This is a genomic window from Geodermatophilus sp. SYSU D00684, assembly GCF_054050455.1.
Genome location: NZ_JBJGZI010000002.1, coordinates 82,000 through 101,710 on the forward strand (window position 1 = coordinate 82,000; position 19,711 = coordinate 101,710).

Sequence of the window (19,711 nt, forward strand, 5' to 3'; positions counted from 1 at the left end):
CGGGTCTAGTTTCGGGGGCGATGAGCGAGCCCCAGATCCCCGTGCCGTCCGCGCTGCGCCGGGCCCTCGCCCGCGCCGAGCGGGGCGTGACCCTCGACGCCGGCGAGGCCGAGACCCTGCTGTCGGCCCGCGGGCTCGGCGACGGCGAGCCGCTGGACCGCCTGCTCACCGCCGCCTCCCGGGTGCGCGACGCCGGCCTGGCCTCGGCCGGCCGCCCCGGCGTGGTCACCTACAGCCGCAAGGTGTTCATCCCGCTCACCCACCTGTGCCGCGACCGCTGCCACTACTGCACCTTCGTGACCACGCCCGGGCAGTTGCGGGCCCAGGGGAAGGCGCCGTTCCTCTCCCCCGACGAGGTGCTCGACGTCGCCCGGCAGGGCGCCGCGCTGGGCTGCAAGGAGGCGCTGTTCACCCTCGGCGACCGCCCCGAGGACCGCTGGCCCGTCGCCGCCGAGTGGCTGGAGGCGCACGGCTTCGACTCCACCCTGGCCTATCTGCGTGCGATGGCGGTCCGGGTGCTGGAGGAGACCGGGCTGCTGCCGCACCTCAACCCCGGGGTGATGACCTGGGAGGAGGTCCAGCGGCTCAAGCCGGTCGCGGCGTCGATGGGCATGATGCTCGAGACGACGGCGACCCGGCTGTGGTCCGAGCGCGGCGGCCCGCACCACGGCTCCCCCGACAAGGAGCCGGCGGTCCGGCTGCGGGTGCTCGAGGACGCCGGCCGCTCCGCCGTCCCGTTCACCACCGGCGTGCTGCTGGGCATCGGCGAGACGCCGGCCGAGCGGGTCGACGCCGTCCTGCAGATCCGCGCCGCGCACCAGCGGCACGGGCACGTGCAGGAGGTCATCGTCCAGAACTTCCGCGCCAAGCCGCGCACCGCGATGGCCGCGCACGACGACCTCGCGCTGCAGGAGTACGTGGCCGCCGTCGCCGTCACCCGACTGCTGCTCGGCCCGCGGGCGCGGGTGCAGGCGCCGCCGAACCTGTCGGACTCCACCGAGCTCGGGCTGCTGCTGCGGGCCGGCGTCGACGACTGGGGCGGGGTCTCCCCGCTCACGCCCGACCACGTCAACCCCGAGCGGCCCTGGCCCAACACCGACAAGCTCGCCGCGCTCACCGCCGAGGGCGGGTTCACCCTGCGCGAGCGGCTGGCCGCCCAGCCGCGCTACGTGCTCGAGCCCGAGCCGTGGCTGGACCCGCGGGTGCGCCCGCACGTGGCCGCGCTCGCCGGGCCGGACGGGCTCGCCGTCGAGGGCCGGATCCCGGCCGGGCTGCCGTGGCAGGAGCCCGACGAGGCGTGGGTCTCCTCCGGCCGCACCGACCTGCACGTCGAGGTGGACACCGTCGGCCGCACCGGCGACCGGCGCGGCGACTTCGACGCCGTCTACGGCGACTGGGCCGACCTCCGCGCGCGCACCGAGTCCGCCCGCGACGGCTCCTCCACCGCGCTCGCCGTCGGCGACCCCGAGGTGGCCGCCGCGCTGCGCGCCGCCGAGCGCGACCCCGCCGGCCTCACCGACGCCCAGTACCTCGCGCTGCTCGGCGCCGACGGCCCCGACCTCGAGGCGCTGTGCGCCCTGGCCGACGCCGTCCGCCGCGACGTCACGGGCGACGACGTCACCTACGTCGTCAACCGGAACGTCAACTTCACCAACGTCTGCTACACCGGCTGCCGGTTCTGCGCGTTCGCGCAGCGGCGCACCGACGCCGACGCCTACACGCTGTCGCTGTCCGAGGTGGGCGACCGGGTCGACCGCGCCTGGGCCGCCGGCGCCACCGAGATCTGCATGCAGGGCGGCATCCACCCCGACCTGCCGGGCTCCGCCTACCTCGACCTGATCGGCGAGGTGAAGCGCCGCCGGCCGGGGATCCACCTGCACGCGTTCAGCCCCATGGAGATCGTCAACGCCTCGGCGCGGACCGGGCTGTCGTTCGAGGACTTCCTGCTCGCCGCGAAGGAGGCCGGGCTCGACTCGGTCCCCGGCACGGCGGCGGAGATCCTCGACGACGAGGTCCGCTGGGTGCTGACCAAGGGCAAGCTGCCCGCGGCGACCTGGCTGGAGATCATCGGCACCGCGCACCGGGTGGGCATCCCGACGACGTCGACGATGATGTACGGCCACGTCGACACCCCGGCGCACTGGGTGGCGCACCTGCGCACCATCGCCCGCCAGCAGGACGAGACCGGCGGGTTCACCGAGTTCGTGCTGCTGCCCTTCGTGCACCACAACGCGCCGATCTACCTGGCCGGTGTCGCGCGGCCGGGCCCGACGGTGCGGGAGAACCGGGCGGTGCACGCCGTCGCCCGGCTGCTGCTGCACGGCCGCATCCGCAACATCCAGACGTCGTGGGTGAAGCTCGGCGACGCCGGCACCCAGGCGGTGCTGCGGGGCGGCGCCAACGACCTCGGCGGCACGCTGATGGAGGAGACCATCAGCCGGATGGCCGGCAGCGAGAACGGCTCGCTCAAGACGATCGCCGAGCTCGAGGCGATGGCCGCGGCGATCGGCCGGCCCGCGCGGCAGCGCACCACCGAGTACGGCACCCCGTCGGAGGAGCGGCTGCGCACCGCCCGCTCCGAGGCCGGCCGCCGCGCGCTGACCCTCTCGATCACCCCCGTCTGAGCCGCTGGGAGCGATCCCGCGGCTCGGGGCCCGGGGAGGGCCGCCCGTCGGGCTTGCGGTGAGCGCCGACGTCTCCCAGGATCGTCGCCGCACCGTTCGAGGTGCCACGGCCGACAGGTCCCCGCGGGTGCTCGCCGGACGGTCAGGAGGTGCACGGATGGCCGGAGCTGACGACGGCGGTGACGTCACCGCCGAGATCCGCGTGCTCCTCGTCGAGGACCACCCGCACCTGCGCAGGACCCTCGTGGAGGCACTGTCCGAGGAGGACGGCCTCGTCGTCGTCGGCGAGTGCGAGGACGGGTCGCAGGTGGTGGAGGCCGCTGCACGCCTGCGTCCCGACGTCGTGTGCATGGACCTGTCCATGCCGGTGATGGACGGGTTGGCGGCCACGGAGGCGCTGCGCGCCGCTCGACCCGAGGCCCGGGTCGTCGTGCTGACCGCGGAAGCCGGCGAGGCACGGCTCGAGGCCCTCGCCGCCGGGGCCCACGCGCTGGTGCCGAAGGGCACCCGTCTCCACGCGCTGCTCCGCTGCGTGCGCACGGTCGCCGCCGGCGGCACGGGCTGTCCCTACTGCCTGTGACGCCGCGGCGCCCTGTCGACCGTCGTCCTCCCGACGCCTCGGGTGACACCGGGACCACCGGAACGCGCCGGTGGGCCGCCGCGGGAGTCCGCGACGGCCCACCGGGCTCACTGCGTCAGGCCGTCGGGTGGTCGACCACGTACCGCGGCTGGCCCTGGTTGCTGCCGTCGGCCTGGCCGCCGACGTCGTTCACCACGTGCCGGATGATGCCGAGGCCGTCGAGGTGGACGGTCATCACGTGGTGCAGCCGCACGCCCGGCGTCGCCGGCACCTCGAAGCCGCTCTCGGTGGTGATCCCCGGACCGGCGTTGCGCTGGTAGCCGTACACGCCGCCGCCGTGGAGGCGGTGCTGCTGCACGTCGTCGGCGACCTTGTAGCCGGCCCAGCCGAGGGTGCCGTCGGGCTGCTGCCAGTCGGCCTGCGACGGCGGGTCGTAGGGCAGCTCGTTCTGGTAGAGGACCGTCGTCCCCTGCTCGCCGTTCCAGATCGTGTTGTAGGTCTGGAAGTGCTCGACGAACAGGCCGGTCGCGGTGACCCGGTCGCCGTTGATCTCGGCGCCCACGCGGCCGGTGTTGGTCCGCCAGCGGTCGGTGTCGCCGTTGACGCCCTGGGTGAAGCCGGGCTCGACGCCGTGGTCGGCGCGCCACACCCAGGTGTGGTCGATGAGCACGTCGTCGCTGTCGACCACGAGCGCGGTGTCGACCTTGCCCACGTGCGGGCCGCCGACGCGGAAGTAGACGTCCGACAGCGTCGTCGGGTCCGCCGCGCTGGAGGTCCCGCCGTCGCCGTCGGGCTTGCCGACCTGCAGCAGCGCCGGCGACTCGACGGTGCCGGCGTCGACGGTCACGCCGGCCACGACGACGCCGGGGACGTCGGCGACGGTCAGCGGGACCGCCCCGCCGACCGCGGTCAGCGTCGCGTGCCCGATGCCGAGCACCACGGTGCCCGGCCGCTTGACGTCGATGCTGCGCGCGACGTCGTAGACCCCCGGCGTGAGCAGCAGGTGGCCGCCGCGGGCGAGGTGGTTGTTGATCTGCTGCACCGGCGTCGACGGCGTCGCGACGAGGAAGTCGGGAAGGGAGAGCGTGCGGCCCGGCGTGAGCCCGTTGCCCCAGCTGGTGCCGCGTGAGGCTTGCTGCGCCGCGGGCACCCGCACGTTCCAGCGGCCGGCGTCGTCGAGGAAGAGGAACGGCTTCTCCCGGCTGACCGGGGTGGTGTCCAGGGTGGTGTAGGGCGGGTTCGGGAAGCCGGCCTCCGAGGGCGCGCCCTCGACGCCGGAGAAGACCTGGTTCCAGACGCCGTTGGACCAGCCGGCCACCGTGCTGTTGCGGGTCAGCCACTGCTGCTGGGAGCCGCTGATGGTGAAGGGCAGCTGCGAGTCGGCGATGAAGCCGCCGCTGGCGTACTGCGGGCCGGCCGTGCAGTAGTCCATCAGCGACAGGTTGGCGCCGGTGACCGCCACCCGGCGCAGCGAGACGGCCTGCGAAACAGCCCAGAAGTTGGCCGAGGCACGGCAGCCGTCCTGACCGGCGCCGTTGACGTCGATCGTCAGGTTCGACACGGTGCGCCAGAAGTTGTTCAGCGCGATGCAGTTGCTGGTGCCGCCGCCCTCGAGGCAGCGGTTGTAGGTCTCGACCTTGCCGTTGATGACCACGTCGGACGGCGAGTCCCCGAGGCCGGTGACCTCGGTGTAGTAGCCGACCTTGATCTGCAGCGGCTGGGCGTCGGTGCCGTAGACCCCGGGCTCGAAGAGGTAGGCGTAGCGCTCGCTGCCCATCTCGTTGTCCCGCTGCTTCTCCCAGGTGGCGTCGAGGGTCGCCTGGATCCGGCTGACCGGCATGGACGGGTCGAACACGGTGACGTTCACGCCGAGGTCCGGCGCGGTCGGGCTGGTGGCGGGCGGCGGGGCGGCGGAGGCCGCCCCGACCGCGAGGGGCGAGACGGACAGGGCCGTCGTGACGGCGAGCGCGGCGCCGAGACGGCGCCGGCGGGCCGCGGGGAGGGATGCTGGCTGCACGGACGTCCTCATCGTCGAGGGGTGTACGCACGGTGTGACTGCTGTCACGGTGCGCACACAGGTTAGGGGACCGTTCCGTTTCATCCGCCACCACCCCGGACGCCCGCGCAGGTCAGGCGGTCGGCACCGGCTCCCGCGGCGCGGGGACGACGGCGGCGGCCGCCGGCTGCGCGGGGTCGTGCGCGGGCGCGGGCAGCGGGCGGCCGAACAGGAACCCCTGCGCCTGCGAGCAGGCGAGGCCACCGAGGACGGCGTGCTGCTCGCTGGTCTCCACGCCCTCCGCGACCACCTCCAGCCGCAGGTTGTGCGCCAGCTCGATCATGGAGGCCACCAGCGCGGTCGCGCGGACGTCGCCGCCGAGGTCCTGCACGAAGCTGCGGTCGATCTTGAGGACGTCGGCGGGCAGCCGGCGCAGGTAGGACAGGCTCGCGTAGCCGGTGCCGAAGTCGTCGATCGCGATCCGCACGCCGAGCTCCCGGAGCGCGCACAGCTGGCCGGCCACCCGGTCGACGTCGCGCAGCAGCACCCCCTCGGTCACCTCCAGCGTCAGCTGCGCCGCCGGCAGCCCGCTCGCGGCGAGGACGGCGGACACCAGCGCGACGACGTCGTCGTCGGCCAGCTGCCGCGGGGAGAGGTTGACCGCGATGCCGATCGGCCGGCCGGCCTCCGCCGTCCAGGCCGCCGCCTGCCCGACCGCCCGCTCGAGCACCCAGCGGCCGATCTCGACGATCGCGCCGCTCGCCTCGGCCAGCGGCACGAACTCCGCCGGCGGCACCAGTCCCCGCTCCGGGTGGTGCCAGCGGAGCAGCGCCTCGTAGCCCGTGGTGCGGCCGTCGGCGAGGTCGACGGTGGGCTGGTAGTGGACCTCCAGCTGGCCGGCCCGGACCGCGGCGGCGAGGTCCTGCAGCAGGGTGACCTCGTCCTCGGCCGCCTCGGCCATGCCGGGCACGTAGCGGACCAGCCGGTTCTTCCCCAGCGCCTTGGCGCGGTACATGGCCAGGTCGGCGTGGCGCAGCAGCGTGCCGGGCCGCCGGTCCCCGGCGGTCGCGGTGTCGGCGACGCCGATGCTCACGTGCACCGCCAGCGGACGCCCGCCGACGTCGACCGGCTCGGCGAGCGCGGCCAGGACCCGCTCGCCGACCGCCGCCGCCTCGTCGGCGCCGCCGTCGACCACGACGGCGAACTCGTCGCCGCCCAGCCGGCCCACCTCGTCGCCCTCGCGGACGCAGGTCCGCAGCCGGTCGCTCACCGTGGTGAGCAGGACGTCGCCGGCGGCGTGGCCGCGGGTGTCGTTGACGTCCTTGAAGTCGTCCAGGTCCAGGAACAGCACGCTGACCGGGCCGGTGCGGCGGGCCAGCAGCGCGGCGGTGGTCTGCAGCAGGCGGGTGCGGTTGGCCAGCCCCGTGAGCGGGTCGTGCAGCCCCTGCCGCTCGCTGAGCCGCCACGAGGACAGGTGCGCCAGGCTCGCGGCCAGCACGAACCCGCCGTGCACGAGCGCCCACAGCCACGGGTCGCGGTAGGCCGCCTCGTGGTCGAACACCGAGTGCGGGAAGAGCGTCCCGACGGTGCCGTGGTGCCCGATGACGACCACGAGGGCGAGCCCGAAGGGCACCCAGTCCTGGTAGAGCGACACCAGGCCGACGACGACGAAGAAGTGGAAGTGCGCCTCGGTCAGCCCGTCGCAGGCGTGCACGAGCAGCACCGAGGCGGCCAGCAGGCTCCCGGTCACCCCCGCGGCCCGCAGCGTGCGGCCGGCGTTCGGCAGCAGGCTGAACGACAGCGGGTAGGCGACGGCGAGGGCGGCACCGACCGCCGCGGCCGGGGACCAGCCCCGGGCCACCGCGACGACGCCGATCACCACGGCCTGCACCGCGGCCAGCCGCAGCAGCAGCGTGTGCCGCCGCTGCCAGACCTCGTCCGGCAGCGGCCGTCCCTCGGGCAGCGCGCGGCGGAGTCGGCCGATGACGGGGAGCTCCATGGTGCCCCCATCGGCCGCCCATCCGTACCGGATCAGTTCCGCTCCGCGGGGCTCACCCCAGGAGGTGAGGACCGCCACGCCCTGCGCGCCGCGGTGCGCCAGCGCGGCCGGTCCACCTCGGCGGGCAGCGTCCACCAGCTGCCCAGCCACGCGTCGAGCCCCGGCTCGAGACGGGACAGCCCCGCGCCCGGATAGGGCGTCAGTTCCCCCGCCCACAGCCGGCCGTCGTACCGGTAGAGGTCCACCCGCAGCATGTCGAAGCCGGCCGCCGCCGCGGCCGCGGCCGCGAGCAGCTCGGGCAGCCAGGCCGGGCGCGGCAGGTCGGGCCCGGGCGGGTAGCCCCACGTCCAGGGCAGCGGCTCCCAGCCGGCGGTGTACAGGCGCGCCCGGTGGACGTCCCGCCGGCCGGTGTGCACGCCGACCACCCGGGGCACGCCGTGGAACACCAGGACCTTGAGGTCGGTGGGCACCTCCCCGGGCTCCCCGATGTGCTCCTCCACCAGCAGGCCCGGCCGGGCGCAGCGGTAGGCCCACTCCTCGCTGTCGCGCCAGTAGCGCTCGGCGACCCAGCCGGCGGTGCGCGCGGCGAGATCGGCGACGTCGGGCGGCCCCTCCGCCACCAGCACCCGGCGGCACGAGTGGTTGGGCTTGAGCACCCACGCGCCCGGGAGGTCGACGTCGGCCAGCTCCGCGACGTCGCTGCCGGTCCAGTACGTCCGCGGCACCCGCAGCAGATCCGGCGCCCGCCGCGCGAAGTGCTCCTTCATGGCCAGCTTGTCGCAGGTCGGCGCCAGCAGCGGACGGCGATCGCGGGTGATCCGCCGCTGCAGCTTCTCGGTGAAGGTGCGTGCCTCCCCCCACGGCGGCAGCCGGCCGTGGTGCTGCCGGTAGAGCCGGGCACGCCGCAGCGAGGACGGGAGCACACGGCTCCAGGGTGGGGCGGACTCGCTCACGGGCTGTCCCTACCGCGCCGCGCCCCGATCGGAACAGGGCCGTGCGCAACGGGGACGCCGCGCGGGGTAGGGCCGCGAGGTGCGTGCCATCACCTACACCGAGCCCGGCGGCCCCGAGGTCCTGCAGCTGACCGACCGGCCCACCCCCGACCCCGGCCCCGGCGAGGTCCTCGTCCGGCTCGCGCTGGCCGGCGTCAACCCGACCGACTGGAAGTCCCGCACCAAGGCGCAGCCCGGGCCCGGCGGCCAGGTGCCCGGCCAGGACGGCGCCGGCACGGTCGAGGCGGTCGGCCAGGGCGTGGACCCCGCGATCCGCGGCGAGCGGGTCTGGGTGTGGGAGGCGGCCTGGCAGCGCCCCTGGGGGACGGCGGCGGAGTACACCGTCGTGCCCGCCCGCCAGGCGGTGCCCATGGGCCCGAAACCCTCGTTCGAGCTCGGCGCGGCGCTGGGCATCCCGTTCCTCACCGCGCACCGCTGCCTCACCCTCGGCGAGTCCGTGCCCGACCGGATGGGCCCCGGCTCGCTGACCGGGCGCACCGTCCTGGTGCAGGGCGGCGCCGGCGCGGTGGGCAACGCGGCCATCCAGCTGGCGCGCTGGGCCGACGCCACGGTCATCGCCACGGTGAGCAGCCCGCGCAAGGCGCAGCTGACCGCGGCGGCCGGCGCCTCGCACGTCGTCGACTACCGGCAGCAGGACGTCGTCGCCGAGGTCCGCAAGATCGCGCCGAAGGGCGTCGACACGGTCGTGGAGGTGTCGGCGGCCCGCAACGCCGCCGTCGACGCGCAGGTCGTCGGCATGCACGGCGCGGTCGCGGTGTACGCCGACGACGGCGGCGCCGAGGTCACCATCCCGGTGCGCGCGCAGATGGGCACCAACGCCCGCTGGAACTTCGTGCTCGTCTACACGGAGCCCGAGCGGGCCAAGGTCCTCGGCGTCGAGGACGTCAACGCCGCCGTCCTCGACGGCGCGCTGCGGGTGGGCGAGGACGCCGGGCTGCCGCTGCACGTCTTCCCGCTGGCCGAGACCGCGCAGGCGCACCGGGCGGTGCAGGACGGCGCCGTCGGCAAGGTCCTGGTCGACGTGACGGCCTAGGCGCCCGCGAGATCAGCCGACGCCGAGGTCCTTCGCGATGAGCATCCGCTGCACCTCGCTGGTGCCCTCCCCGATCTCGAGGATCTTCGCGTCGCGGTAGAAGCGCCCGACCGGCGTCTCGTTCATGAACCCGTAGCCGCCGTGCACCTGGGTGGCCGCGCGGGCGTTGTCCATCGCGACCTCGGAGCTGTAGAGCTTGGCGATCGAGGCCTCGCGGCGGAACGGCTCGCCGCGCAGCATCTTCTCGGCGGCGCGGTAGTAGGCCAGCCGCGCCGTGGAGGCGCGCACCTCCATGTCGGCGATCATGAACTGGACCGCCTGGTTGCGGCCGATCGGCCGGCCGAAGGCCTCGCGGGTGCCGGCGTAGCGCACCGACTCGTCCACGCAGCCCTGCGCCAGGCCGGTGGCCAGTGCGCTGATGGCCACGCGGCCCTCGTCGAGGATGGACAGGAACTGGGCGTAGCCGCGGCCGCGCTCCCCCACCAGCGAGTCCTCGGGCACGCGGCAGTCGCTGAAGGACAGCTCGCGGGTGTCCGAGGCGTTCCAGCCGACCTTCGAGTACCGCGGGCCCACGGTGAACCCGGGGGTCCCCGACGGGATCGCGATCGCGGAGATCTCCTTGCCGCCGTCGGGCCGGGTCCCGGTGACGGCGGTGACGGTGACCAGCTCGGTGAGGTCGGTGCCGGAGTTGGTGATGAAGGCCTTGGAGCCGTTGACCACCCAGTGGCCGTCCTCCAGGCGCGCGGTGGTGCGGGTGGCGCCGGCGTCGGAGCCGCCGCCGGGCTCGGTGAGGCCGAACGCGGCCAGCGCCTCGCCCGTGCACAGCCGCGGCAGCCAGCGCTTCCTCTGCTCCTCGCTGCCGAACCGGTACAGCGGCATCGCGCCGAGCGAGACGCCGGCCTCCAGCGTGATGGCCACCGAGCTGTCCACCCGGGCCAGCTCCTCGATCGCCACGCACAGGTCGAAGTAGGTCCCGCCCGAGCCGCCGTACTCCTCGGGGAAGGGCAGGCCGAACAGCCCGAGCTCGCCCATCTGCCGCACGATCGCGGTGGGGAACTCGTCGCGCTCGTAGAAGCCGCCGATCTGCGGGGCCACCACCTCGAGCGCGAACTCGCGGACGGTCCGCCGCAGGGCCTCGGTCTCGTCGTCGAGCCGGTAGTCCAGCACGGTGCGCTCCCTGGTGCCGGGGCCGCCGGTGGGGTCCTCCCCGGGGCCCGCCTGCGGCCGCACCGGTCGGCCGGCCGCTCCCCCGCGATGTTAACGACGGTTCACATCGGGGTCCAGACGGCGGCGGTTAGCATCCGCGGCGTGACCGCCAGCCAGCCCGACTCGGCGCTGACGGCCGACGCCGCCCGGCCCTCCCGGCGCGAGCAGATCCTGCGGGCGGCCGCGCAGCTGTTCGCCGAGCGTGGCGCGCGGGCGGTCGGCGTCGACGACGTCGGCGCCGCGGTGGGGGTGACCGGCCCGGCGATCTACCGGCACTTCGCCAGCAAGGACGCGATGCTGGCCGAGATGCTCGAGGGCATCAGCCAGCGGCTGCTGGCCGGCGCGCGCGAGCAGGTCGCCGCCGCCGGTCCCGACCCCGCCGCGCAGCTGCGGGCGCTGATCGCCTTCCAGGTGGACTTCGCGCTGGACAACCCCGCGCTGATCACCGTGCAGGACCGCGACCTCGGCTCGCTGCCGGCGGACGACGCGGCCGCGGTGCGCCGGCTGCAGCGCCGCTACGTCGAGGTGTGGGTGGACGTCCTGGCCCGGCTGCGGCCCGAGGAGGGCACCGACGCCAGCCGCGCCCGCGCGCACGCCGTCTTCGGGCTCGTCAACTCCACGCCGCACAGCGCCGGCCGGCTGCCGCGCGCACGGACGGCCGCGCTGCTCGCCGCCATGGCCGAGGCGGCCGCGACCGCCTGACGCGTCGCCGTCGCGGGGGTCGTCAGTCCGTCGACGGGTCGGGCATCGGCAGGCTCAGGCCGGTGCCGGCGACCAGGTCGAGCTCGGCGGTGCCGCCCTCGCCGGGGCCGGTCCAGGCGGTCTCCACGATGGTGACCACCGGGCCCTGGACGGCGCTGGCGTACTCGGCGCCGGACAGCCCGGCGGGCGCACCCGGGTAGGTCACGCCCTCGCGCAGCAGGTCGCTGACGTTGCCGCTGCCGTTGCGGTCGGTCAGGTCGCGCAGGTCGCGGGCGGCGACGGTGTCGCCCATGTCCACGGTGGCGACCGAGACCACCACGGCCCGGCCGTCGACGTCGGTCGACCACAGCGCCCGCGCCAGGCCGGTGCAGTCGGTCCGCTCGAAGGAGTCGGCGACGTCGCCGTAGGAGTTGCCGACGCAGGTGTCGTCGACCTGCACCCGCTGCAGGACGAACTCCAGGCCGTCGAGGACCGTGCGCTCGCCCGGCTGCGGGCCGGCCTCCTGCGGCTCCGGGGAGGGCGCCGGGGCGCTCGTGCTGGGCGGGGCGGCGGAGGCGTCGCCCCCGCCGCCGGTGAGGCTCACCAGCGCGACCACCGCGACGACCACCACGGCCAGCGCGGCGGCGGCCAGCAGCACCAGCCGGCGGCGCGCGGCCGGCGAGCGGCGGCGCGGCCCCACCAGCGGGATCGGCGGGGACGGCGGGACCGGGACGGGAGCCGCGACCGGCGGCGCGACGGGCGGCGCGGCCTGCGGGGCCTCGTACCCGGCGTCGGTGTCGGCGCGGCCGAACAGCCCGCCGATGCCGCCGGTCTCGTCGGCGACGTCGGCAACGGGGTCGGCAACGGGGCCGGCGGCGGGGACGGCGACCGAGGCGCCGCCCCCGGACTGGACGGCGGGCGTCTCGAACCGCGCGGTGGCCGGGTGCGCCGGGGCGGGCGCGGGTGCGACGGGGCCGGGTGCGACGGGTGCAGGCGCGACGGGTGCAGGCGCGACGGGTGCAGGCGCGACCGGAGCGGCCACCCCGGCGGCCGCCGCGCGCGCCGCGGCCTCCTCGTCCGCCCGGATCGCGGCGGCGGCGACGGCGGCCGCCGCGACCGGGTCGACCAGCGGACCGGCCGGGGCCGGCGGCGGGACTGCCACGGGGGCCGGCGCCGGGGCGGGCGGCGCCGCGGAGGCGGCCGAGGCGGCCATCGCCGCGGGGGCGAGCAGCTCCCGCCGGCGCAGGACGTAGGGCGAGTAGGGGAAGCCCTCGCCGTTGAGCTCCTCGACCGTGGGCCCGCGGCCCTGCAGGCCGAGCGCGGTCAGCGCGGCGCGGACGTCGGCGGTGGTCCACAGCCGCGGGTTGTCCACCCCGGCGTAGCGGGCGGCCCGCGAGATGCCGAGCAGCAGGGAGCGGGGTTCCAGCAGCGCGACCTGGTCGCCGTCGCCGAGGTCGCCGTCGGCGGGGACCAGGCCGGTCAGGTCGCCGGCCAGGACGGTGAGCCGGGCGATGCGGCCGGGCTCGAGCCCGGCCCGGCGCAGCCGGACCGCGGCGTCCATGCCGGCCCGCATGAGGCCGTCCAGCGGCGTCGATCCGCCGCCGGCCAGCTGCAGCACCTCGCCGGGACCGGCGCCCGGGCCGATGGTCCAGGACCCCTCCGGGGTCGCGGTGACGACGCCGGCCTGCCGGACCACCTCGACCACGCGCACGACGGCCAGGCCCTCGGGCACGAAGACCACGGCGTCGGACAGGCGCCGCTCCATGGGGCCGTCGACGACCGGCACCGACGCCACGACGGCGCCCCGGACGGCTCCGCCGCGGTCCCAGCGGGTCAGCTCGGCGAAGAGCGCACGCTCCCCCGCCGTCTGCGGCGGCACGGGCGTCAGGGCCAGCACGTCGTCCTCCGGGGGCGGGTGGGGGTCGGGGGGAGGCCGGGCGCGCGCGAGGGCGCGGGGCGCGGCCCGGGAGCGGGGTCCGGGCGGGCGGCTCCGTCCGACGTTACGTCAGGTGACGGGCCGGTCCCGCGCTCAGCGGGACGGCGCGCCGCCGGCCGGGACCGCGGCGGCCGGGAGGCCCGGCTCGACGGGACGGCGCCAGTCGGCGAACCGGGCGCTGCGGCCGACGACGTCGACCGCCGACCACAGGGCGGTGAACGCCGCGACGACGAGCGCGATCGACCACCAGGACCAGTTCCACGGCGGCAGGACCCCCGCGGCGTCCTGCAGCCGGCCGGCGGCGTAGACGACGACGGCGGTGGCCGGCGCGGCGCTCCAGCCGGGCAGCCCGCGGGTGACCGCGAGGTCGACGCAGACGGCGCCGGCCAGCAGGACCAGCGGCAGCACCGACGGCGGGAAGCCCATCGCCACCAGCCCGGCCCACATCACGGCGCGGTAGGCGAGGTAGGTGCCGGCGACGACCGTCGCGGTCCACCGCAGGCCGACGACCTTGCGCGCCACGACCAGCGAGAGCAGGCCGGCGCAGAGGAGCCACGCCGGGTGCACCCAGGAGGGCACCGGCAGCATGAACATCGTCGGCGTCTGCCCCTGCGAGGCGGCGAAGTCCAGCAGCTGCGGCTCGGCCGTCGTCCGCCCGGCCTCGTAGGCGCGCAGCGACAGGACGCCGTACTCCTGGTGCTGGTTGGGGAAGACGACGTTCTCGACGAGGAACAGCCACAGGCCCAGCGACACGAGCGTGCGGACCCGGCCGGGCGCGGCGTACAGCCACCAGCCGCGGATCGCGCCGGCCAGCATGATCGCCGTCCCGATGTAGAGCAGCGCGTGGCTGGGGCTCCAGCTGGTGATGTCCAGGCCGTTGATCCGGTGGTTGACGATGTCGACCGGGATGGCGACGAGGAAGGTGCCGATCCCCCACTGCATGAGCCGCAGCGCCCGGCGGTCGACGCCGTAGCCGCTGTAGCTGTGGAAGACCACCAGCGCGACGACCACCGCGGTGCCGGCCGAGTTGAGCAGGTGCGGGGGCGCGAGGTCGTCGCGCAGCCACTTGAAGTGCCAGGAGACGTCCCAGGACGAGCCGAGCATCTTGAGCAGGAAGGCCCCGAGCCAGGCGGTGTAGATCCAGCGCAGCTCGGTCTCCCCCGTCGGGCGCCCGGGCCGGCCCGGCGTCGTGTACGCGAGCCACAGCCAGCGCAGCAGCGCGACGGGGTGCCGCAGCCCGGCCGCCAGCGAGCCCGGTGCCGGGGGGACCGCTCGGGCGGGAGCGGCGGGGGCGGGGTGGGGCACGGGAGGACTCCCTGGTCTCGCTGACGGGATGGATCCACCGTAACGGCGCAGGTCGCCGAAGCCGACCCCCCGAGTGGCGCCGGTGTGGCGCATGGAGTAGTGGGCCGACACGCGAGGCGTGCGGGACGGACGGGACGTAGGGTCGGCCGACGTGGCGGACAACGGCGGGCACCTGGTCTGGATCGACTGCGAGATGACCGGGCTGGACCTCACCCGGGACAAGCTCATCGAGGTCGCCGTCGTCGTGACCGACTCGGAGCTGCGGGTCCTCGACCCCGGCCTGGACCTCGTGATCTCCGCCGAGGACGCCGACCTGGAGGACATGGCCGACGTCGTCACCGAGATGCACGCCAAGTCGGGGCTGACCGACGCGGTGCGCGCCTCGACCCTCACCGTGGCCGAGGCCGAGCAGCAGCTGCTCGCCTACGTGAAGCGGTGGGTGCCCGAGCGGCGCACCGCCCCGCTGTGCGGCAACTCGATCGGCACCGACCGCGGCTTCCTCGCCCGCGACATGCCCGAGCTCGACGACCACCTGCACTACCGGATGGTCGACGTCAGCTCGATCAAGGAGCTGGCCCGCCGCTGGTTCCCGCGGGTCTACTTCGCCCAGCCGCCCAAGGGCCTCGCCCACCGCGCCCTGGCCGACATCGTCGAGTCGATCCGCGAGCTGGCCTACTACCGCCGGACGCTGTTCGTCGACGTCCCCGGCCCGTCGACGTCGCAGGCGCAGCGGGCCGCCGGGGAGGTCGTCGCCGGCTTCGCCGACGTGCTCTCCGCGGCCGACGCCACGCCGCCCGCCACGGCCGCGGAGGACGGCACCCCCCCGGCTGCGTCGGGGAGCTGACCGGCTCCGGTATCCTCGTCCCTGCCTCCGGCGCGGGTCCGCGGCCGGGGGGCACGCGGTGGGTGTAGCTCAGCTGGTAGAGCACCAGGTTGTGATCCTGGGTGTCGCGGGTTCGAGCCCCGTCACTCACCCCGCACGCAGAGGCCCTGGCCGGGTTCCCGGCCAGGGCCTCTGCCGTTCCCCGGGAGGGTGCGGAGGCGCGGCCGTCGGGCGAGGATGACCCCAGGAACCGCCGAGGCGAGGAGGTCCCCCGTGCCTGGCACCTCTGCCCCCGATGCCGGACGACGGCACACCGGCACCGGCGACCCCGTCACCGCCGGCTGGGACCGCGACGACGCCGCTGCCGAGCGGGACGCCGACGCCCGCGACCGCGACCGGGACGCCGAGGGCCGCGACGAGCGCGCCCTAGACCGCATGACGGCCGCCGGGCACCGGCACGCGACCGTCGGCCGGGACAGGGCGGCCGACCGGGAGGCCGCCCGCGCCGACCGCGACGCCCAGGAGGCCGACCGCAGGGCCGCGGCCCGTGACCGCGCGGCGGCCGCGGCCGACCGGGACGCGGCGGCCCGCGACCGGGCAGCCGCCCGGATCGACCGGGAGCAGGCCGCGGTCGACCGCGCGCAGGACCGCTGAGCGGGGAGCGGTCAGTCCAGCGTCCCGGTGCGGATGACCTCCTCGGCCACCTGGCGCAGCTTGACGTTGCGGTGGCTGCTGGCGGTCCTGAGCAGGCCGAACGCGGCCTCCTCGTCGACCTTGCGCAGCGCCATGAGGATGCCGATCGCCATGCCGATCCGCCGGTTCGACTCGAGGGCGACGCGCAGGTGCGTCATCTGCTCGTCGGCGACGAGCAGGTTCTTCTCCATGCGGGCGACCTCGTCGGCGGCCCGCTGCAGCGCGGCGGCGACGGCCGCCGAGGTGGAGCCGGGTGAGGGACGCGACCGGCCGTCGGCGCCGGCCGGCGGGCGCTCCGCGGGGGCGTGGTCAACCACGGGTGGTCTCCGTGCGGGCGGGGCGGAGGGGCCGCGTCACCGGGTGCCCGGGGCTGGACACCTGGTCGTTCGCCCGACGGTAGCCGATGCCCCTTCCCTCAGCGTCCGGCGTCCGGTGCGGGCAGCGGCCGGTCCAGCGGGTGGGCGCGCTCGTCGGCCGGCAGCCGGGCGGCCAGGAGGGTGACCGCGGCCAGCAGCGGCGGGGCCAGGCCGGCCACGAGGAACGCCGCCCGCAGGCCGGCGCCCTCGCCCAGCGGCCCGGCGAGGGCCACCGACACGGGCACCAGCGCGCCCGAGACGACGAAGTCGAGGCTGGACACGCGGCCGAGCAGCGCCGGCGGGACGCGGCGCTGCAGCAAGGTGCCCCAGATCGTCATCCCGCCGTGCACCCCGGCGCCGACGAGGACCGCGGCGGCGACCATGACCGGCACCGACGTCGCGGTGCCGAACGCGACCAGCGGCAGGCAGCCGGCGGCCCACAGCAGCACGGTCGTCGTGAGATAGCGGCGCGGCAGGGGCCGCGAGGCGACGACGAGCGAGCTCAGCGCGCCGCCGACGCCGGAGCCGGCGAGCACCAGGGCGTGCTCGACGGGGCCGCCGCCGGCGCGCTCGCGCAGGGCGAACGGCGTCAGGACCTGCAGCGGCCCGGTGGTGACCAGCAGCATCAGCGCCCCGAACAGCAGCGTGGCGAGCAGCCAGCGGGTGCGCACGAGGAAGGCCAGCCCCTCGTGCAGGTCGGCCAGCAGCGCCCGCGCCGGGTGCGCCGGCCCGTCCGCGGCGCGGTGCACGGGCAGCAGCGGCAGCCCGAGGACGCAGACGGTGGCCGCGAGCGAGGTGGCCGCCGTGGCCAGCAGCGCCGCGCCCGGGGAGGCCGCCGCCACCAGCAGCCCGGCCAGCGCGGGGCCGGTGACCTGGTAGAGCAGTGGCCGCATCGCGCCCTCGAGGCCGTTGGCGGCCAGCAGCTGCTCCTCGGGCAGCAGCGCGGGCACCAGCGCCGAGTAGGCCGGGTAGTGCAGGCCGAGCCCCGCCCCGCCGAGCAGCCCGGCGACGGCGAGCAGCGGCAGCGGCAGCGCGCCGGCCACCGACAGCGCCCCGGCGAGGCCCACCGGCACCGCCGCCAGCAGGGTGACCGCGACCAGCAGGTGGCGCTGCGGCACCCGGTCGGCGAGCACCCCGCCGGGCAGCGCCGTCGCCAGCGTCCCGACCGCGGAGGCGCCGGTCACCAGCGACAGCTCCGCCGGGCCGCCGCCGAGGGCCACCACCTGCCAGACGGCCGTCACCGCCCAGGCGCCGTTGGCCACCAGCGACAGGGCCAGGGAGAGCGCCAGCCGGCGGTAGGCCGCCGAGCGCAGCGGCGCCAGCGCCCGCGGGGAGGCGGTCACCGGCCCATGGTGCCCCGCAGCGCGGGCCGCCCTCCCGCCACCCGCCGGAACCACGCCGCCGGGGTTCCGGAAACGCGCATGGACCGGGCCCGGACCGGGCACCGCTCTCCCGTGGGGGACTGGCGGGAACAGCTGGACGGCATGCCCTTGGAGAGCCGGCTCAAGGCCCTGCTCGTGTACGAGCTGACCTCCGACCGGGTGCCCGGGCAGCCGCTGGACGTGACGACGGCGGCGGTGCGGGCCGTCGCGACGGCGGAGGGCCTGGACACCGGCCAGCCGTGGATCGACGCGGCCGCCGCGCGGATCAGCGCGACCCCGGACGGGGCCCCGGGCGCCTGATCCCGGTGTGCCGCCTGTGACGGCAGGGGCGGGTGCGCCGCCCCGATCCGGACACGCACCGGGTGGTGCTGGCCCGCCGCGGCGCCGCCTCGGACCCTGGCGGTATGACCACTGCCTTCTCCTACGGGACCGCGCACGCGGTCGTGATGGTCGGCTCGGTCGGCAGCCCCGAGGGCCTGCAGCCCCGGCAGATCGGTCCGGCGCACGCGACGATCGGCCGGGTCACCGGCCGCAGCCGCAAGTCGCTGTGCGGCGCGTACGTGGCGGTGGACGAGCAGACGGAGTGGCCGCCGGAGGAGTACGAGGAGCACCAGCTCTGCCGGGAGTGCGCGGAGCTGGCCCGCCTCTGAGCGACCCTCAGCCGCCCGCGACCGAGGGCAGCACCTGCACCACCGACCCGGCGGGCACCGGCGTCGCCAGGCCCGCGGAGAAGCGGACGTCGTCGCCGTCGACGTAGACGTTGACGAAGCGGCGCACCTCCCCCGCCTCGTCGCGGATCCGTCGCTCCAGCACCGGGTGGGTGGCCGCCAGGGCGTCGAGCAGGCCGGCCAGCGTCGCGTCGCCCGGGTCCACCAGCAGCCGACGGGACCCGCCGGCCAGGTCGGCCAGCACGCCCGGCAGCAGCACCTCGACGCTCACGGCAGCACCGCCGCGCGGACGCACAGGACGTCGGGCAGGTGCTCGGCCACCGTGGTGAAGGTGTCGCCCTCGTCGGCGCTGGCGTAGACGCAGCCGTCCCGGGTGCCCACGTAGACGCCGGTCGGGTCGCCCTCGTCGACGCACACGGCGTCGCGCAGCACCGAGGTCCAGGACGCGTCGGGCAGCCCCGCGCCCAGCTCGGTCCAGGTGGCGCCGGCGTCGCGGGTCCGGTGCACCCGCAGCCGCCCGTCCGGCGGCACCCGCTCGGCGTCGGCGACCAGCGGCACCACCCAGGCGGTGCCCGGGGTGCGCGGCGAGGCGGCCACCGGGAAGCCGAAGTCGACGGGCAGGCCCTCGGCGATCGAGGTCCAGGACGCGCCGCCGTCGTCGGTGCGGAAGACGCCGAAGTGGTTCTGCGCGTAGAAGCGGTCGGGGTCGCCCGCGTCCGCGGCGACCTTGTGCACGCACTGCCCGTACTCCGGCGACGGGTCGGGCAGGAACGACGCGGTGATGCCGGCGTTGCGCGGCGCCCACGTCGCCCCGCCGTCGTCGCTGGCGTAGACGCCGCCCGCGCTCATGGCCACCAGCACCCGGTCGGTCGTGGGGTCCGGCAGGACGGTGTGCACCGCGCCGCCCCCGCCGCCCGGCTCCCAGGTCGGCCGGTGCGGGTGGTCCCACAGGCCGCGGACCAGCGCGAAGGTGCGGCCGCCGTCGTCGCTGCGCCACAGCGAGTGCGGCTCGCACCCGGCCCACACGACGCCGGGGCGGCCCGCGGTGTCCGGGCGGATCTGCCAGACGCGGGCCAGCGCGGCCCCGGTGTCGGCCGGGAAGCGGATCGCGCCCTGCTCGGTCTCGGTCCACGTGCGGCCGAGGTCGTCGGACCAGGTGACGGTCGGGCCCCAGTGGCCGTACTGGACCCCGGCCAGCACCCGCGGCGCCCCGCCGTCGGAGTCACCGCCCCGGGTGTCGATGCCGACCGCCGCCACCTCCTGCGCGAGCAGGTGCGGCCCGTCCACGGTCCAGGTGCGGCGGCCGTCGTCGCTGCGGGCCAGCCACAGTCCCTTGCGCGTCCCGATGGCGAGCAGGTCGGTCACGGTGCCTCCGCGGCGTCGGCGGGACCCGGCGGGTCCCTCCCGACACGGCAG

General features: G+C 76.3%; 18 protein-coding genes and 1 tRNA gene. 9 read left to right on the forward strand and 10 right to left on the reverse strand.

The window, feature by feature from the left end:
• Nucleotides 1–20 precede the first annotated feature (20 nt).
• Together ACI79L_RS01790 and ACI79L_RS01795 are read left to right on the forward strand one after the other, a co-directional pair.
• Nucleotides 21–2,624, forward strand: coding sequence for a bifunctional FO biosynthesis protein CofGH (locus ACI79L_RS01790; RefSeq protein ID WP_456935119.1), 2,604 nt, complete (start codon nucleotides 21–23; stop codon nucleotides 2,622–2,624).
• Nucleotides 2,625–2,781: 157 nt separating this feature from the next.
• Nucleotides 2,782–3,204: a response regulator gene (locus ACI79L_RS01795; protein WP_456935120.1), complete on the forward strand. Its 423-nt coding sequence runs from the start codon at nucleotides 2,782–2,784 to the stop codon at nucleotides 3,202–3,204.
• 115 nt (nucleotides 3,205–3,319) lie between these two features.
• On the opposite strand, the gene ACI79L_RS01800 is transcribed toward ACI79L_RS01795, so the two are convergent.
• The 3 genes from ACI79L_RS01800 to ACI79L_RS01810 all read right to left on the reverse strand — a co-directional run bounded on the left by ACI79L_RS01800 (nucleotide 3,320) and on the right by ACI79L_RS01810 (nucleotide 8,122).
• On the reverse strand, nucleotides 3,320–5,233 hold the full coding sequence (locus tag ACI79L_RS01800; protein WP_456935121.1) for a glycosyl hydrolase family 28-related protein: 1,914 nt from the start codon (nucleotides 5,231–5,233) through the stop codon (nucleotides 3,320–3,322).
• A gap of 100 nt (nucleotides 5,234–5,333) precedes the next feature.
• Nucleotides 5,334–7,199 carry a putative bifunctional diguanylate cyclase/phosphodiesterase gene (locus ACI79L_RS01805; protein WP_456935122.1) on the reverse strand — a complete coding sequence of 622 codons (1,866 nt, stop codon included), beginning with the start codon at nucleotides 7,197–7,199 and terminating at the stop codon, nucleotides 5,334–5,336.
• Between the two features lie 32 nt (nucleotides 7,200–7,231).
• The gene (locus ACI79L_RS01810; RefSeq protein ID WP_456935123.1) at nucleotides 7,232–8,122 is read right to left on the reverse strand and encodes an ATP-grasp fold amidoligase family protein; all 891 of its coding nucleotides are present in this window, start codon (nucleotides 8,120–8,122) and stop codon (nucleotides 7,232–7,234) included.
• Nucleotides 8,123–8,231: 109 nt separating this feature from the next.
• Between ACI79L_RS01810 and ACI79L_RS01815 the strand changes: the two genes are divergently transcribed.
• A complete protein-coding gene (locus tag ACI79L_RS01815) occupies nucleotides 8,232–9,245 on the forward strand; it encodes an NADPH:quinone reductase (protein ID WP_456935124.1) in 1,014 nt (337 codons plus the stop codon).
• Between the two features lie 12 nt (nucleotides 9,246–9,257).
• Here the strand turns inward: ACI79L_RS01815 and ACI79L_RS01820 are convergent, their stop codons facing one another.
• Entirely contained in the window at nucleotides 9,258–10,412 is a 1,155-nt protein-coding gene (locus ACI79L_RS01820) for an acyl-CoA dehydrogenase family protein (RefSeq protein WP_456935125.1), read from the reverse strand.
• A 141-nt stretch (nucleotides 10,413–10,553) separates the two neighbouring features.
• On the opposite strand from ACI79L_RS01820, the gene ACI79L_RS01825 reads away from it, so the two are divergent.
• Nucleotides 10,554–11,153: an SACE_7040 family transcriptional regulator gene (locus ACI79L_RS01825; RefSeq protein WP_456927025.1), complete on the forward strand. Its 600-nt coding sequence runs from the start codon at nucleotides 10,554–10,556 to the stop codon at nucleotides 11,151–11,153.
• 22 nt (nucleotides 11,154–11,175) lie between these two features.
• On the opposite strand, the gene ACI79L_RS01830 is transcribed toward ACI79L_RS01825, so the two are convergent.
• Nucleotides 11,176–13,029, reverse strand: coding sequence for a hypothetical protein (locus ACI79L_RS01830; RefSeq protein ID WP_456935126.1), 1,854 nt, complete (start codon nucleotides 13,027–13,029; stop codon nucleotides 11,176–11,178).
• A gap of 132 nt (nucleotides 13,030–13,161) precedes the next feature.
• Entirely contained in the window at nucleotides 13,162–14,373 is a 1,212-nt protein-coding gene (locus ACI79L_RS01835; protein ID WP_456935127.1) for a hypothetical protein, read from the reverse strand.
• 151 nt (nucleotides 14,374–14,524) lie between these two features.
• Between ACI79L_RS01835 and orn the strand changes: the two genes are divergently transcribed.
• The 3 genes from orn (at nucleotide 14,525) to ACI79L_RS01850 (ending at nucleotide 15,850) form a co-directional block, all read left to right on the forward strand.
• The gene (gene orn, locus ACI79L_RS01840; RefSeq protein WP_456935128.1) at nucleotides 14,525–15,217 is read left to right on the forward strand and encodes an oligoribonuclease; all 693 of its coding nucleotides are present in this window, start codon (nucleotides 14,525–14,527) and stop codon (nucleotides 15,215–15,217) included.
• A 58-nt stretch (nucleotides 15,218–15,275) separates the two neighbouring features.
• Nucleotides 15,276–15,348 (forward strand) — tRNA-His (locus ACI79L_RS01845).
• A gap of 121 nt (nucleotides 15,349–15,469) precedes the next feature.
• Nucleotides 15,470–15,850, forward strand: coding sequence for a hypothetical protein (locus ACI79L_RS01850; RefSeq protein ID WP_456935129.1), 381 nt, complete (start codon nucleotides 15,470–15,472; stop codon nucleotides 15,848–15,850).
• An 11-nt stretch (nucleotides 15,851–15,861) separates the two neighbouring features.
• On the opposite strand, the gene ACI79L_RS01855 is transcribed toward ACI79L_RS01850, so the two are convergent.
• Together ACI79L_RS01855 and ACI79L_RS01860 are read right to left on the reverse strand one after the other, a co-directional pair.
• Nucleotides 15,862–16,206: an ANTAR domain-containing protein gene (locus ACI79L_RS01855; protein ID WP_456935130.1), complete on the reverse strand. Its 345-nt coding sequence runs from the start codon at nucleotides 16,204–16,206 to the stop codon at nucleotides 15,862–15,864.
• A 98-nt stretch (nucleotides 16,207–16,304) separates the two neighbouring features.
• A complete protein-coding gene (locus ACI79L_RS01860) occupies nucleotides 16,305–17,588 on the reverse strand; it encodes an MFS transporter (RefSeq protein ID WP_456935131.1) in 1,284 nt (427 codons plus the stop codon).
• A 141-nt stretch (nucleotides 17,589–17,729) separates the two neighbouring features.
• Between ACI79L_RS01860 and ACI79L_RS01865 the strand changes: the two genes are divergently transcribed.
• Together ACI79L_RS01865 and ACI79L_RS01870 are read left to right on the forward strand one after the other, a co-directional pair.
• Complete coding sequence (locus ACI79L_RS01865; protein ID WP_456935132.1) at nucleotides 17,730–17,927, forward strand: hypothetical protein; 198 nt, start codon at nucleotides 17,730–17,732, stop codon at nucleotides 17,925–17,927.
• 104 nt (nucleotides 17,928–18,031) lie between these two features.
• Complete coding sequence (locus tag ACI79L_RS01870) at nucleotides 18,032–18,277, forward strand: hypothetical protein (protein ID WP_456935133.1); 246 nt, start codon at nucleotides 18,032–18,034, stop codon at nucleotides 18,275–18,277.
• A 7-nt stretch (nucleotides 18,278–18,284) separates the two neighbouring features.
• On the opposite strand, the gene ACI79L_RS01875 is transcribed toward ACI79L_RS01870, so the two are convergent.
• Nucleotides 18,285–18,566 carry a ubiquitin-like small modifier protein 1 gene (locus ACI79L_RS01875; protein ID WP_456935134.1) on the reverse strand — a complete coding sequence of 94 codons (282 nt, stop codon included), beginning with the start codon at nucleotides 18,564–18,566 and terminating at the stop codon, nucleotides 18,285–18,287.
• Nucleotides 18,563–19,660, reverse strand: coding sequence for an exo-alpha-sialidase (locus ACI79L_RS01880; RefSeq protein ID WP_456935135.1), 1,098 nt, complete (start codon nucleotides 19,658–19,660; stop codon nucleotides 18,563–18,565). The genes ACI79L_RS01875 and ACI79L_RS01880 overlap by 4 nt, the downstream gene beginning before the upstream one ends.
• Between the last annotated feature and the right edge of the window lie 51 nt (nucleotides 19,661–19,711).

Excerpts from the sequence above, each read along its gene's own strand:
- ACI79L_RS01790 (WP_456935119.1), top strand. The coding sequence starts at position 21 with ATGAGCGAGCCCCAGATCCCCGTGCCGTCCGCGCTGCGCCGGGCCCTC.
- ACI79L_RS01795 (WP_456935120.1), top strand. The coding sequence starts at position 2,782 with ATGGCCGGAGCTGACGACGGCGGTGACGTCACCGCCGAGATCCGCGTG.
- ACI79L_RS01800 (WP_456935121.1), bottom strand. The coding sequence starts at position 5,233 with ATGAGGACGTCCGTGCAGCCAGCATCCCTCCCCGCGGCCCGCCGGCGC.
- ACI79L_RS01805 (WP_456935122.1), bottom strand. The coding sequence starts at position 7,199 with ATGGAGCTCCCCGTCATCGGCCGACTCCGCCGCGCGCTGCCCGAGGGA.
- ACI79L_RS01865 (WP_456935132.1), top strand. The coding sequence starts at position 17,730 with ATGCCCTTGGAGAGCCGGCTCAAGGCCCTGCTCGTGTACGAGCTGACC.
- ACI79L_RS01870 (WP_456935133.1), top strand. The coding sequence starts at position 18,032 with ATGACCACTGCCTTCTCCTACGGGACCGCGCACGCGGTCGTGATGGTC.